This window comes from bacterium, from assembly GCA_040753085.1.
In the GTDB taxonomy this organism is placed as follows: Bacteria; UBA9089; JASEGY01; order JASEGY01; family JASEGY01; genus JASEGY01.
This window is the reverse complement of sequence record JBFMHI010000063.1, coordinates 1-14,064: the sequence shown is the minus strand read 5'-3', so window position 1 is coordinate 14,064 and position 14,064 is coordinate 1. Positions and strand designations below refer to the sequence as shown.

Sequence of the window (14,064 nt, the reverse complement as noted above, 5' to 3'; positions counted from 1 at the left end):
ACTTCACATAGCCGTATGTGAAACATACGGTAACAAAAATATAAATCAGCCCAACCCTGAAAGGGTTGAATGTTATGCGATGGACAATGTTCGACCCTTACAGGGTCGAGCGTTGCGGGCGTATTTACTTCCGTAGATTGGTATCTACGGCTTTAAAATTTTACGCTTTCAGCGTCAGTAGGTTAAACCTAATTGCACAGGTCGAAATTTATTAGAAAAAATCCGTGAGAATCCGCCAAAATCTGTGTCATCCGTGTGCTATTCTATCATTCTCTTCGTGGCTTAGTGGCTTTGTGGCTGAACGGTTACATTATCTTTACCCTGCTTCTGGCGGTCAGGGGGCTGGGCAGCAGAAGGTGGAGCTAATGCCATCTGCCACCCGAAGTGAAGGAGGAGATTTTTAAGTGAAAAAGAGAGCTTATCTTAGCCTTGATTCTATCACCTCCGTCTTACTGGCGCTGGGTATCATCATCCTCATTAATCTTATCTCGGTGGGTCATTTTTTCCGTCTTGATTTGACGGAAGGAAGGATATACACCTTATCTGAGGCCAGCCGAAAGGTAGTTGGTCAGCTCAAGGACAGATTAACTATTAAGGCCTTCTTCAGTGAGAATCTACCCGACCCTTACAGCAGCACGGCCAGGTATCTCAGGGATCAATTAGATGAATATAAGGCATACTCTCACGGGCATCTGGCTTACGAATTTCTCGATCCAGTGGCCAAAGAGGAATTAGAAAAAGAAGCCGCCTCCTTTCGTATCCCGCCTGTCCAGGTGAATGTTATTCAAGATGATAAGTTTGAGCTTAAAAAGGTTTATATGGGCCTGGCCTTCCTTTACGAAGACCGTCAGGAAGTTATCCCTCTGGTTCAAAATACCGTCGGTCTGGAATATGATATTACCAGCGCTATTAAACGTTTAACCAGTAAAGAAATAAAGAAGGTCGCCTTTTTGACCGGTCATCAGGAACCGGACATCTATCAAGATATGAGGGCTGCTCAGGAGACCCTGGCTAAAACTTATGATGTCCGGACACTTGATCTGTCAGATAAGCTGGTCCCGGACGAAGTAGAGGTGCTAATTGTCCTCAACCCTAAGGAGGCTTTAAGCGACTGGGAGAAGCTGGCTATTGATCAATTTCTTATGAAGGGCGGTAAGCTGGCTTTTCTCATAAACAAAGTCGAGACACAAATCGAGACCTCTCAAGCAGAGCTGCTTGATCTTAAGTTGGATGACTGGCTAACTCAATATGGATTTAAGATCAACTCTGATCTGGTGTTTGATGCCAGGAATACCCGGATTAACATCCAACAGAGACGGGGCTGGTTTACTATTACCAACACGGTTCCCTATCCCTTCTTCCCGGAGATATACGACCTAGAAAAATCCCATGTTATCGCCAAGGATCTGGAGAATCTGACCTTTTACTTCGTTAGTTCGCTTGATCTTTCCTCGGCTGAAAAACATAATCTGACGGCCACTGTTCTGGCCCAGTCGTCTAAAAAGAGCGGTCTCCAGGAAGGCCAATTTGACATTAACCCCCTGGGGAGACTGCCTGCTTCAGATTTTGATAAGGCGAGTATCCCTCTGGCCGCCATAATTAGGGGTAGATTTAAGAGCTATTTTGCTGATCATGATTTACCCGACACCAAACCGGTCGAGGTTAAAGAAATAGTCAAAGAAGGCCGGGAGAGCCGGATGGTAGTGGTAGGAGACGGCAACTTCATTCAGGATAAATATCTGGGCAATAGGAACAATCTGGCCTTTTTCCTTAATCTGGTTGACTGGCTGGCCCAGGATGAGGATTTGATTGCCATCAGGTCCAGGGAAGCCACCTCAAGACAGCTAAAGGAAATTACCTCTGGCCAAAAGAAGTTAGTCAAATATTCCAGCCTATTTGGTCCGCCTGGTTTGGTAATTATAGGCGGACTTTTATACTGGCAGGTAAGACGGGTAAAGAGAAGAGCGAGGGAGATTTAGATGAAGAAATCTACCACTATTTTAGCCGGTTTGTTTATCCTGCTTCTGGCTGTCTTTTATCTGGGGAGCCTGAAAGAAAAAAAACAGGAGCGGGGCGTAGTAGGTCCGGTGCTGGAAGTCGAAAAGGACCGGATTACCCAAGTTGAGATTACCAAAGACCAGGCAAAGATTGTCCTGGCCAAACAAAAGGGAGAATGGCAAATCAGTGATCCCCTTAAGTATCGGGCCAACCAGGCCTACGTGGAAGACCTGCTGGGTAATATCCTCTCCCTGGAGATAGACGCCCTGGCCTCAGAGCTTCCTGAAAAACAGACCTTCTATGGAGTTGATACCGGCGGGATTATAGTCAAGGTCTCGGCCGAGGATAGACCCCTTTCCTCCTTCATTATAGGCAAACAGAGTTATCCCCATACCTATCTCAGGCCGCTAAATTCTACCCAGATATACCGGGTAAAGGGGGTCTCCAGATGGTACTACACCAGACAGATAAGCGATTGGCGGGATAAAACCATCTTTGACTTTGACACGGCTTCTGTGAAAGAGATTACCTTAAGCGAGACTGAGGCGGTCATTAGGCTCTTAAGAGAGGGCGATCTCTGGAAGATGGAGTCTAAGGGGGAAGAATCCCCGGCTGATACAGAAGCGGTTAACCAGCTTCTTTCAACGGCCTCGACCTTGAAGGCTAATGATTTTAAAGATACTGCCCCGGAAAGGGATTTCTCCCGGCCTGATTTCCGAGTGGCCATCACCTTTGATTCCGGAGAGACCAGGGGGCTTTCCCTCTTAGCTGAAGATGAGAGCCAGACTCAATACCTGGCCCAAAAAAGGATGGCGATAAGACCATCTTTCTGCTTTACCAAGAGGCTCTGTCAGCCATAATGAAAAAGGCGGAAGAGCTGAGGAGGTGAATTATGGCGGTAAATATTAAGGAACCGGAAGGACGGTTAGGGATTTTATTGCCCGGCTTAGGCGCCGTAGCCACGACTTTTATTGCCGGCGTGATAGCGGTCAGGAAGGGATTGGCGAAACCTATTGGGTCTTTGACCCAGATGGGCACCATCCGGCTGGGGAAGCGGACGGAACATCGCATCCCGGCCATCAAGGACTTTATCTCCCTGGCTGAGTTGGACGATCTTGTCTTTGGGGGGTGGGACATTTTTGAGGACAATGCCTATGAAGCCGCCCTCAAGGCCGGCGTTCTGAAAAAGCCGCTTTTGGATTCCCTCAAGGATGAATTAGAGATAATCGGTCCTATGCAGGCCGTTTTTGATCAGGCTTATGTTAAAAGATTGAAGGGGGAATTTATCAAAGCGGGTAAGACCAAGATGGACCTGGCTGAACAGCTCAGGGAGGATATCCGCCGCTTCAAGGAGAAAAACCAGTGTCAGCGAATGGTTATGATCTGGTGCGGCAGCACCGAGGTTTACCTTAAACCGCAGCCGGTTCACCAAAGCCTCGAAAGCTTTGAGGCCGGGCTTAAAGAAGGCCATGCGGCCATTGCCCCAAGTATGATCTATGCCTACGCCGCCATCTCAGAAGGCATCCCTTATGCCAATGGCGCTCCCAACCTTTCAGCCGACATCCCAGCCCTGGTTGAGTTGGCCAAACAAACTAATACCCCTATCGCCGGCAAGGATTTTAAGACCGGCCAGACCTTAATGAAAACTATCCTCGCCCCGGGTCTTAAGGCCAGGATGTTGGGGTTGTCCGGCTGGTTCTCTACCAACATCCTGGGTAACAGAGACGGCGAGGTCCTCGATGATCCGGAGTCTTTCAAGACCAAAGAGGAATCTAAGCTCTCGGTGCTGGAGTATATCCTCCAACCCAATCTATATCCCGATCTCTACAAGGACTTTTACCACAAGGTCAGAATCAATTACTACCCTCCCCGGGGAGATAATAAGGAAGGCTGGGATAATCTGGACATCTTCGGATGGCTGGGATATCCTATGCAGATAAAGGTGGATTTTCTCTGTCGGGATTCCATCTTAGCGGCGCCTATTGTCCTGGATATAGCCCTGTTTCTTGATCTGGCCGCCAGAGCCAATATGCACGGCATCCAGGAGTGGCTCAGTTTTTACTTCAAGTCCCCCCAGGTGCCGCCAGAGCTTTATCCGGAACACGACCTCTTTATCCAATTGATTAAACTAAAGAATACCCTTCGCTGGATGCGGGGAGAGGAATTAATCACCCATTTAGGGCAGGAGTACTATGATTAACCTCCCTTGTGTCCTGGGCGAGGTCTATCGCAACTATGCCAACTGCTTTGCGGACTGGCCCCTATCGCATCTACTTTTACTCCTACGATTGTGGTGAGCCACGACATATGCACGTAGACCGAGAGAATCGGAGCGCTAAATTCTGGATTGATCCCAATGTGGCGTTGGAGGAGAATCATGGCTATAGTCGCAAAGAGTTACGCGACATTGAGCGCATTCTGCGCGAGAATCTGGAGGTCTTGAGAAATGAATGGGACGCCTTCTGCGGTCGTTACGCCCACCCTATATAGAGTCGTGAATGTGATGGTTACAGACGATACCTTGTCGGTTGATCTCGAAGACGGTCGCACTGTCTCTGTTCCCATCGGGTGGTATCCACGTCTGGCATACGGCACACCAGCCGAACGCGCCAATTTTCAGATCAGCGGTGCAGGCTATGGGATCCATTGGCCTGATCTCGATGAGGATCTCGGTATTGAGGGATTGTTGCTTGGTAAGCGGTCTACAGAAAGTCCCACCTCGTTCGAACGATGGCTACAGGGGCGGGAACAGAAGAAGTACCAACGCGCCGCCTAACATCTCGCTGGAGCCGACCGCCCTTCGGGTGGCGGCTCAGCTCGGTACCGTTGGGCGCCATAGGAGTAATGATGATGCAGGAGCCATTTTCGACAAAGCACAGAATATACTGGAGCCGCCTACTTGGTGCGGTTCTATTGCTTTATGTGGTGCTTAGCCGCCCGTCGCACGTTCTCCCGCCATGGGTAATGGATATCGGGGAATTGCTCGGCCTTATTCTCCTTGCTATTGCTGCGTTCGGCCGCGTTTGGTGTCTTGTGTTCATCGCTGGGAAGAAGAACGACGTTCTCATCACTGAGGGTCCCTACTCGGTTGTGCGCAATCCTTTGTATATCTTCAGTTTTCTTGGCACCATAGGCTTTGGTTTGGCCGGGGAGAACCCCCTACTTACCGTCCTACTGGCTGTTCTGTTTGGGCTGTACTACCCCTTTGTAGTGAAAAGAGAAGAGCGCTTTTTGGCCTCCCACTTCGCACCAGAATTTCAGGAATATTGTGCACGCACTCCACGGTGGCTCCCAAACTTCCGCTTGTACACGGAACCACAAACCCTAACGGTGTCACCGCTGAAGATTCGCAAGGGAATCTTGGATGCCATGTGGTTCATATGGGCCTTTTTTTTGTGGGAACTGCTTGAGGAGTTGCGCGTCATTGGATGAAAAATAAAAAATTGAAAGGAGGACAAATGGGAGTATTTAATGTTCTTATCAAAGTAAGAAATTGGCAAAATAAATATCTGCCTATTGATAAGCAAGGTGAAGAGGTAAAATGTCAAGCTCTTGTTGATTCAGGAGCTGCTGAACTTGCTCTTCCTACTGAAATTATTGATAAACTAAAATTAGAACCTCTGGGAGTCGTACAAGTATATACTGCGGATGGTGGACAACACGAGTATCGTGTTTTTGGTATAGCAGAGGTAGAGGTTCAGGGGAGAATCTGTCAAGTTCGTGTCATTGAGCTTCCCTACGGATCTGAACCGCTTCTTGGCGCTGTGCCTCTCGAAGAAATGGACTGGCACATATCGGCTATAGACAAAAAACTTATACCTAATCCTAAATCTCCAGAAAAACCACTTTTGCCTTTATGTTAAGAAAGGACAAAGAAATTAAAATAAAATATCTAACAAATCAATCCACTTACGCTCAATAGCCAGCGTAAAAAGCACGCTGGCTATTGAGCGTAAGTGATTTTTTCGTTATGCCAACAAATAACATCCCGCCAGTATTGAATGAGTTGAAAGCGAATATATTCTACGAAATTTTGGAGCTCGTCGGCCGGGTATTCATCGTAGTCAGATATTCGGATAATGTCAATTTAGGGAAGAGGGGCTTTTTGCCTGAGGAAAAAGAAAACGGCCTGGTCCTTGTTTTTAACTCCCAAATGAAATTTGTCTGGGGAGAGGCAGGGATTGAAGCGGCCTTGGTGTTTGGCAACTCGCTTCAGAGGTGTTTCATACCGGAAGATGACATAGTAGCGGTCTACTCGCCGGAATTGAAAGTCCAGTTTATCGTGGGATATCAAGGCGCTGAAGAGGAGAAGGGAGGAGATATTTTAAAGACTCAATCGGTTAAAGAAGAGCGGAAGATGGAAAAACCAAAAGTGGAATATAAAGATAATGTAGTGAAGGTTGATTTTAGCAGAAAGGCCAGAAAGGAATGAAATAAAATACTTGACAGATATGGAGTAAAGTGCTATCTTAAAAGGATGGAATGAGGTTTTGGGGATGAAAATAACTATCAGGCAACACCAGAATCTTTCTAAATTTCTCTATGATATTGCCAAGCTATCTTTTGCAGGTTTTGTGGTTGGTTCTATAATTTCAAAAGAACCGATGGGCCCTTTTGTTCTTATAGTGGGTTTAGGAATAACCATTTGTCTGGCTATTATTGCCCTTTCTTTAGACAAAGAAGACGAGGGGTAATTATGTGGTATAATCTTTTAATGGTGGCTTTAGGGGGTCTAATAATGGGTCTTGTATTAGGTGGGTTTGTGTATTATCAAGATCGTAAGTCCAGGCGCCCCTGATTGATTACAAAGATTGGAGCATATCAGCAGGGACATAGTGACAATTCCGTGGTTCGGTATCCATCATCCCCCGTCCGTAACGGACTACTGCTTTATGACATTCGAAGTTGGTGGGGATGGTTGCTTAAGTTTGCCGGCCGGTAGCCGCAGGCTTTAGTCTGCGATCCAACCGCAACCTTTAGGTTGCGGTTACCAATTCAAATACCCACAATAGCAAATGTCATGAAGCATTAGTGCCTATTACGTGAAGCCGTATGGGGAAAAAACCAGAAGTACAGAATTTTAGAGGGGTGCTGGAAACAGAGTTATGGCAAGCTTGACTGAGGCGATGTTCTCGAAAGAGGCAGCATAGCCTCAGGAAGCCTAAGCCTACTGCGCCAGTCCTCTATTCGACCTTTTCCGGTTCTATTCTTCTGATATAAACGAACCACCCCATATCCATGTTCTACATGGTGAAAAGGAGGCTAAAATTTGGCTTCAACCTGTGATGGTAGAATACAATCATGGCTATAATCTAGCCGAGTTAAATCGTATTTTAAGGTTGGCCCGCCAAAATCAGGATAAATTGTTGGAGGTGTGGAATGGCTATTTTAGCAAGTAGAATCATAGAAGAAGTTGGAGCAACCGATGTCCATTTTGTGGGTAATATACTCTGTGTTTCCCTTAGTGATGGGAGGGAAATTAGTGTGGCGATAGACCAAGTTGAGTGGTTAGACTGGTTAGCAAAAGCCACTCCAGAACAACGAATTAAATGGTCCATTGAGCCAGGAGGCTTTGCTATCTACTGGGATGAATTAGACGACGGCATTGAAATATGTCACTTATTGAGTATGCAACCGATAGCCTAACGTATTACTCGATGTTTAAGTTTTTTCTGTTGGGGTTGGCACATTTTTTGCTACCACTTGATGTTTAGTCCGCCGAAGGCAGATTTGTGGTTTACCCTCTCGCCTTTCAAGACGGCAGGTCTTTCAGCCGTCGAAAGTGGAAGGGGCTTTGGCCCCAAATCCACCTGCTGTCAGCAGGATTTCAGATAAAAGTATTGCCAGGAGGTAGGGACGATGAACGAGAGAATCGAGATTAACCCTAGAATATGCCACGGTAAGCCAGTTATCCGGGGGACTCGAGTCATGGTGTGCAATATTCTGGGGGCTTTGGGGGCAGGGGATTCGATCGAGGACGTACTTGAGGATTACCCGAACATAACCTGGGAGGATATCCAGGCCGCTCTTGCTTTCGCCAGTGAATTGTCGCGTTTCGAGGAGGCCCCCTACGAGGTAGGGGGAAGTGAGGTAGCTGTTTGAAAATTAGGCTTTGGGATAGGCTCTTAGTGGTTTACAAGACCGTGGGCATAGCTCGAAAAGTTGCGGCGAAGCCGCTTAACTTGTATCTTCTCTATCTTGAAAGGAGTTGGTTTTATGGTTACGGTAAATAAGTGGATAATAGGGACTTTGGGGTTAGGTATGGCTGTTTTAGTTCTGAATGGATGCGGTTCATCCAGGAAACAGCTTAGAGCCATCATTGCTGAAAAGGATATGGTTGTCACGGATAAGCTGGAAGAAATCGAGGAATTGAAGGCAGAACTTGATAAAAAGACCCATCAGGAGAAAGCCCTGGAGAATGCCCTCAAGGAAAAGACCGAAGTGTGTCAGCAGGAGATTTCCGTCAAAGCCAACCAAATCACCGAACTTGAAGGAAGGGCGGAAAATCTGGCCGGCGAAAGGGACCAGTGTTTATCGCGGGAAGAGGCCTTGACTCAGAAGGTGGAAGAACTTGACCAGACCAACAGGCTCCTTATTGCCAGAGCAGAGAACATGGAAACAGAGTTGAACAAGATAAAAAAGGACCAACTGGCGGCCTGTCGGGAACTGGAAAATGAGAATGTTAAGATTGCTAAAGAATTCCAGGAGTTTGTGGCCCGGTCTGAAATGGAGCTCAGGCAGGAAAAAAGGGGACTGGTTATCAGCCTGCTTGATAAGGTTCTCTTTGATTCCGGTAAGACCCAGATTAGACCCGAGGCTCAAGAAGTTTTAGCCAAGGTAGCTGAAATAGCTAACAGATATTCGAATCGACCCCTGCTTATCGAAGGCCATACCGATAATGTCCCCATAAATACCCCCCAATTTTCGTCCAATTGGGAGTTATCTGCGCTTCGGGCGACAACTATCCTGCGATATCTGATAAAACACCACGACGTTGACCCGAACCAGATGAGTGCTGCAGGTTACGCCGAATATAGACCGGTGGCTTCCAATGAGACTGAAGCTGGTCGGGAGAGAAATCGTCGGGTGGAGATTGTTCTTTTACCCGAAGATTTTGTTCGTAAAGAGGCCGAGTTGGAGTGATTGAAATTGGCGTCTTAGGTGGAACCTTCGATCCCATCCACTACGGGCATTTACTGGCCGCAGAGATGGCCAGAGAAGAGCTGGGACTGAAAAAGGTCATCTTTGTCCCTGCCGCCAGCCCTCCCCACAAGGCAGAACCAGAGGCTGCTTCTCAAGATCGCTACCGGATGGTCGATATCGCCATAAAAGACAATCCCTATTTCTTCATCTCTGACCGTGAGATGGTAAGGGGCGGCAAGTCTTACTCGAAAGATACCTTGGAAGAGTTTAAATTAGAGTGGGGACCGGCCAGCCGGCTATTTCTCATCCTGGGGGCCGATGCTGCCCTGGACCTCTCTACCTGGAAAGAGATTGAAGATATACCTAAGCTGTGTCAATTTGTGGTTATTAATAGACCAAATTTTACCTTAAAGGTTGATAAGAGTTATCTCCCCTACACCCGCTTTTTAGAAATACCCGGTCTGGACATCTCCTCTACCGAAATAAGAAACCGGATAAAACAAGGACGCTCAATTAAATATTTAGTCCCTGCAGGCGTGGAGGAATACATTATGACCCATAAGCTGTATCATAGGCAATAATTGCGAATTGCGGATCGCGAATCGCGAATTGAAAAAAAAGTAACCGTTCAGGGGGTAATGAAAGTTGAGGGGGAATTTTTGTAACTATTCAGCTTTTAAGGCACAAAGACACAAAGATTACCAATAATAGCACACGGATTACACGGATGAGACGGATTGACACGGATAAAAATTTATTAGAAAAAATCCGTGAGAATCCGCCAAAATCTGTGTCATCCGTGTGCTATTCTATCATTCTCTTCCTGGCTTAGTGGCTTTGTGGCTGAACGGTTACGAAAAAAAATAGATTCGCAATTCGCAATTCGAGATTCGCGATTAATCCGTTAGTGGCCGAAATGATAAATAAGGCCCCGATGAGCTTAAGGATGAGGAAAAGTGCGGACAAGAAAAAAGGCCTCCTCTCTAAAAAAGTGGATAATGGGCTTAGGTCTCCTTTTACTTTTAATCATGGGAGTAGGCCTATGGTTCTTTTATTTTAAGACTAATAAAATAAACCAGTTGGTCAGGGAAGGCCGGACAATTAATATCCTCCTCATCGGGATAGATAATACCGGTTCTAAAGGATTAACTGACTGCCTTGTTCTCGTCAGCCTTGAACCTGGAACCAGGCAGGTTGGAATCATCTCTATTCCCAGGGATACCAGGGTGAAGATTAATTACCGGAGGAGAAACCATTACGATAAGATTAATCACGTTTATGCTCGAGGAGGAATAGATATGCTCTTAAGTGTGACCGAGGATATCTTTAAAAGTGGAGGTCTGCCGGGGTTTACTATTCCCTTTTATGTGCTGCTTGACTACCAGGGTTTTGTCAATGTCGTTGATTTGTTAGGTGGAGTAGAAATATTTATCGATCAGGAGATGCATTATATTGACCGGGCGGGTGATTTATACATCAGGATTCCCCGTGGTCTTCAAAAGTTGGATGGCGAAAAGACCCTTCAGTTTGTCCGTTTTAGGTCCACGCCGGGAGGCGATCTCGACCGGATCAAGAAAAGAGAAGAGGTAATAAACCTTTTAGCCAGAGAGATCAAGGCCAATCTCAGTTCCCCGGCTATGATTAAAGAAATATATAGGCATATTAAAGCAAACCTTGGGCTGGCTGAAATGTTAAGCCTGGCCTCTCATGTCAGACATCTTTCCCCTGAAAAGAATATAGCCTTTTTTGAAATACCAGGCCAGGGGCAGAATATCAATGGGATAAATTACTGGCAAATTGACGGGATTGAATTTCAAAAAATGGTGGCTAAATTAAAGGAGCACTTAGCTAAAACCAATGAAAGCCCTCTTCCGTCACCGGAGAAAGTGATTACGGTGCGCATTTTGAATGGCTGTAGAAAGGGTGGATTGGCCGCTGAAGTCAGAGACAGGCTTAGGCGAGAACCGAAAATCGATGTGGTGGAGACAGGGAATGCCGGCCGTTTTGACTACCAAGATACGGTAATTATGGACCAGGCAGGCAACCGGGATAATGCCGTCTATATCTCAAAGTTTTTAGGACAGGGAAAGGTTATTCAGAAAGTCGATCCTAAGGCCCTGGTGGATGTGACTATTATCCTCGGGGAGGACTTTATTAACAATTAACGTAACCGTTCAGCACATGATGCTGGATGCTCGATCCTCGATGCTGGATGCTCGATGCTCGATCCTCGATGCTCGATCCTCGATGCTGGATGCTCGATGCTCGATCCTCGATGCTCGATCCTCGATGCTGGATGCTCGATGCTCGATCTTCGATGCTCGATCCTCGATGCTGGATGCTCGATGCTCGATCCTCGATGCTCGATCCTCGATGCTGGATGCTCGATGCTCGATCTTCGATGCTCGATCCTCGATGCTCGATCCTCGATGCTGGATGCTCGATGCTCGATCTTCGATGCTCGATCCTCGATGCTGGTAAAGGATCCAGTATCCAGGATCGAGCATCGAGCATCGAGTTTGTGCCTTAGTGGCTGAATAGTTACCAATTAACAATTGTTAATTGGATAATTGATATTGGAGGTAGGTAACCGTTCAGCACATGATGCTCGATGCTCGATCTTCGATGCTCGATCCTCGATGCTGGTAAAGGATCCAGTATCCAGGATCGAGCATCGAGTTTGTGCCTTGGTGGCTGAATAGTTACATTGATAATTGATTATTGGAGGTAGATATGCCGACCCAAATAGAATTGGCCCGAGCCGGAAAGGTCTCGGATGAAATGGAAAAAGTAGCGGCTGATGAAAATCTGCCCGTGGAGGAGATTAGAAGAAATATTGCTCAGGGGAGATTAATTATCCCCCATAACCTTAACCGCCAGTCAAAGGTGGTCGGAATTGGCCAGGGACTTCGGACCAAGGTGAATGCCTCCATTGGGACATCAACCGATATCGTCGATCTGGATATGGAAATAGCCAAGGCCAAGACAGCCGAGGAAAACGGGGCCGATACCTTAATGGAGTTATCTACGGGCGGAGACCTGGACCGCATTCGACGAGCTATCCTGCAAACGGTAAATCTTCCGGTTGGGTCTGTGCCTCTTTATCAGGCCTTTTTGGATACCATTAAACAAAAAGGGTCAGCCATAAAGATGGACCCGGAATATCTCTTTGAGGTGATCGAAAGACAATGTGAAGATGGGATTTCCTTTATGGCCATTCATTGTGGGATTAATTGGATTACGCTGGAGAGGCTGAAGCGTCAGGGATATCGTCACGGGGGATTAGTTAGCCGGGGTGGGGCCTATATGAGCGCCTGGATGATTGAAAACGAGCGTGAAAATCCTCTTTATGAACAGTTCGATCGGGTGGTAGGCATCCTTAAGAAATACGATGCGGTCCTCAGTCTGGGAAATGGTCTCAGGGCAGGGGCGGTGGAAGATTCTTCAGATCGGGCCCAGATCCAGGAATTGATTATAAATTCCGAATTAGCTCAGATTGGCCAGGATATGGGTTGTCAGATGATGGTGGAGGGGCCGGGGCATATCCCTATTGATGAGATCGAGGCCAATGTCATCCTCCAGAAGCGGATGAGCGGCGGGGCGCCTTTTTACATGTTAGGTCCGCTGCCCACGGATATTGCGGCCGGATACGATCATATCTCGGCGGCGGTAGGGGCGTCTCTCTCCTCCTCTTTTGGGGCAGATTTTATCTGCTACGTTACTCCCCCGGAACACCTGGCCTTGCCTGCTCCTTATGATGTCAAAGAGGGATTGGTCGCCGCCAAAATAGCCGCCCACATCGGGGATATGATCAAAAGAAAGGATAGGTCCCAGGATAAAACCATGTCCCATGCCAGACGGAACCTGGATTGGGAGGGACAATTCAGAAGGTGCCTCTTTCCCCAACAGGCCGCCTTCATTTGGGAGAGTCGTTCCCCGGTTAATACCAAAACCTGCACTATGTGCGGTGACAGTTGCGCCCTGAATATCGTTAACCGCTACTTTTTGCCTTATCTGAGTGAGGACAAAAAAGGGTAAAGTCCGTGATTTCCATAAAAAACTTGACAAGGAAGGAAAGTTGTGTTACGATCACTTAGTTTGGAGGGATAATAATGAAAGATGTCATAGTAAGTATGGTAATTGCTCTACTTGTGGGAGGGGTAGTCCTTGGACTGGCTATAAAGTTCAGCCAGCAGGTAGAGCCTCCGGCTTCCTTTCAGGCAGAGACGGCCAGAACTGATACCAGCGCCGTGGCCCCTTCAGAGCCAACCGCCTCATTAACTCAACCGGCGTCTAAAACCCAGGTGCAGCCACCAGAACTGCCGGAGAGTAAGCCTGCCCCCGTAAAACCCGATAAGGTCAAATCAGAATCAATACCTAGTCCGGAAAGCAAACCTGAAAAAGAGAAGCCACCGGAGAAGAAGGAAAAGATAGCGCCGGAAGTTGAAGGGGCTAAAATCAAGACAAAGGCTCAACCGGATATCCACTTTGAAGAACTCTCCCATAATTTTGGAGAGATCGGACAGGGAGTTCAGGTGACGCATGTCTTTAAATTCAAAAACCGGGGGGACACAGATCTTTATATAGAAGAGACCAAAGCTTCCTGTGGCTGCACTGCGGCCCTGCTCTCTTCCAAGATAATTACGCCCGGCGATACCGGAGAAGTAAAGGTAACCTTCAACTCAGGAAAATTTAAGGGACCTCAGAGCAAGAGCATTTATGTTACCTCTAATGATCCGGACGAAGCCAAAGTAACCCTTGAAATAGCCGCCACGGTTAAAACACCGATCACCTTAAAGCCGGAGCGACTCGTCTTTGGAAAGGTGAAGATTGGAGAAAAGGTAAGCCAGGAAGTAGAAATAAAGCTGGAAACAGAGGGAAAGTTAGAGATACAAAGGGTGGAGACTGAGGTAGATTACATCT

19 protein-coding genes are annotated in these 14,064 nt (G+C 47.1%); all 19 read left to right on the top strand.

The features are described 5' to 3' along the window. Window positions 1-404: 404 nt before the first annotated feature. A complete protein-coding gene (locus AB1797_08080) occupies window positions 405-1,979 on the top strand; it encodes a Gldg family protein (protein MEW5767571.1) in 1,575 nt (524 codons plus the stop codon). Beyond that, window positions 1,980-2,858 carry a DUF4340 domain-containing protein gene (locus tag AB1797_08075; GenBank protein MEW5767570.1) on the top strand — a complete coding sequence of 293 codons (879 nt, stop codon included), beginning with the start codon at window positions 1,980-1,982 and terminating at the stop codon, window positions 2,856-2,858. Between the two features lie 32 nt (window positions 2,859-2,890). Next, window positions 2,891-4,198, top strand: coding sequence for an inositol-3-phosphate synthase (locus tag AB1797_08070; protein MEW5767569.1), 1,308 nt, complete (start codon window positions 2,891-2,893; stop codon window positions 4,196-4,198). 35 nt (window positions 4,199-4,233) lie between these two features. Next, on the top strand, window positions 4,234-4,488 hold the full coding sequence (locus tag AB1797_08065) for a DUF4160 domain-containing protein (protein MEW5767568.1): 255 nt from the start codon (window positions 4,234-4,236) through the stop codon (window positions 4,486-4,488). Then, window positions 4,445-4,774 (top strand): DUF2442 domain-containing protein, encoded by a 330-nt coding sequence (locus AB1797_08060; GenBank protein MEW5767567.1) that lies wholly within the window; start codon window positions 4,445-4,447, stop codon window positions 4,772-4,774. Before AB1797_08065 ends, AB1797_08060 begins: the two co-directional genes overlap by 44 nt. A 68-nt stretch (window positions 4,775-4,842) precedes the next feature. Beyond that, window positions 4,843-5,430 (top strand): isoprenylcysteine carboxylmethyltransferase family protein, encoded by a 588-nt coding sequence (locus tag AB1797_08055; GenBank protein MEW5767566.1) that lies wholly within the window; start codon window positions 4,843-4,845, stop codon window positions 5,428-5,430. Further along, window positions 5,427-5,861: a clan AA aspartic protease gene (locus AB1797_08050; protein MEW5767565.1), complete on the top strand. Its 435-nt coding sequence runs from the start codon at window positions 5,427-5,429 to the stop codon at window positions 5,859-5,861. Before AB1797_08055 ends, AB1797_08050 begins: the two co-directional genes overlap by 4 nt. A gap of 107 nt (window positions 5,862-5,968) precedes the next feature. After that, window positions 5,969-6,430 (top strand): hypothetical protein, encoded by a 462-nt coding sequence (locus AB1797_08045; protein ID MEW5767564.1) that lies wholly within the window; start codon window positions 5,969-5,971, stop codon window positions 6,428-6,430. A 64-nt stretch (window positions 6,431-6,494) separates the two neighbouring features. Continuing rightward, a complete protein-coding gene (locus tag AB1797_08040) occupies window positions 6,495-6,692 on the top strand; it encodes a DUF6722 family protein (protein ID MEW5767563.1) in 198 nt (65 codons plus the stop codon). 522 nt (window positions 6,693-7,214) lie between these two features. Next, complete coding sequence (locus tag AB1797_08035) at window positions 7,215-7,397, top strand: DUF4160 domain-containing protein (protein ID MEW5767562.1); 183 nt, start codon at window positions 7,215-7,217, stop codon at window positions 7,395-7,397. Next, window positions 7,378-7,644, top strand: a complete 267-nt coding sequence (locus AB1797_08030) for a DUF2442 domain-containing protein (GenBank protein ID MEW5767561.1) — start codon at window positions 7,378-7,380, stop codon at window positions 7,642-7,644. The genes AB1797_08035 and AB1797_08030 overlap by 20 nt, the downstream gene beginning before the upstream one ends. 213 nt (window positions 7,645-7,857) lie before the next feature. Further along, entirely contained in the window at window positions 7,858-8,100 is a 243-nt protein-coding gene (locus AB1797_08025; GenBank protein MEW5767560.1) for a DUF433 domain-containing protein, read from the top strand. Window positions 8,101-8,214: 114 nt separating this feature from the next. Beyond that, on the top strand, window positions 8,215-9,141 hold the full coding sequence (locus AB1797_08020) for an OmpA family protein (protein ID MEW5767559.1): 927 nt from the start codon (window positions 8,215-8,217) through the stop codon (window positions 9,139-9,141). Next, a complete protein-coding gene (gene nadD, locus AB1797_08015) occupies window positions 9,138-9,722 on the top strand; it encodes a nicotinate-nucleotide adenylyltransferase (GenBank protein MEW5767558.1) in 585 nt (194 codons plus the stop codon). The genes AB1797_08020 and nadD overlap by 4 nt, the downstream gene beginning before the upstream one ends. A 375-nt stretch (window positions 9,723-10,097) precedes the next feature. Beyond that, complete coding sequence (locus AB1797_08010; GenBank protein ID MEW5767557.1) at window positions 10,098-11,306, top strand: LCP family protein; 1,209 nt, start codon at window positions 10,098-10,100, stop codon at window positions 11,304-11,306. A 54-nt stretch (window positions 11,307-11,360) separates the two neighbouring features. Beyond that, window positions 11,361-11,678, top strand: coding sequence for a hypothetical protein (locus AB1797_08005; protein MEW5767556.1), 318 nt, complete (start codon window positions 11,361-11,363; stop codon window positions 11,676-11,678). A gap of 33 nt (window positions 11,679-11,711) precedes the next feature. Next, window positions 11,712-11,843 (top strand): hypothetical protein, encoded by a 132-nt coding sequence (locus AB1797_08000; protein MEW5767555.1) that lies wholly within the window; start codon window positions 11,712-11,714, stop codon window positions 11,841-11,843. 31 nt (window positions 11,844-11,874) lie between these two features. Beyond that, window positions 11,875-13,179, top strand: a complete 1,305-nt coding sequence (gene thiC / locus AB1797_07995) for a phosphomethylpyrimidine synthase ThiC (GenBank protein MEW5767554.1) — start codon at window positions 11,875-11,877, stop codon at window positions 13,177-13,179. Between the two features lie 74 nt (window positions 13,180-13,253). Beyond that, window positions 13,254-14,064 (top strand): DUF1573 domain-containing protein (locus tag AB1797_07990; protein MEW5767553.1); only part of this gene is annotated, 811 nt, incomplete at its 3' end.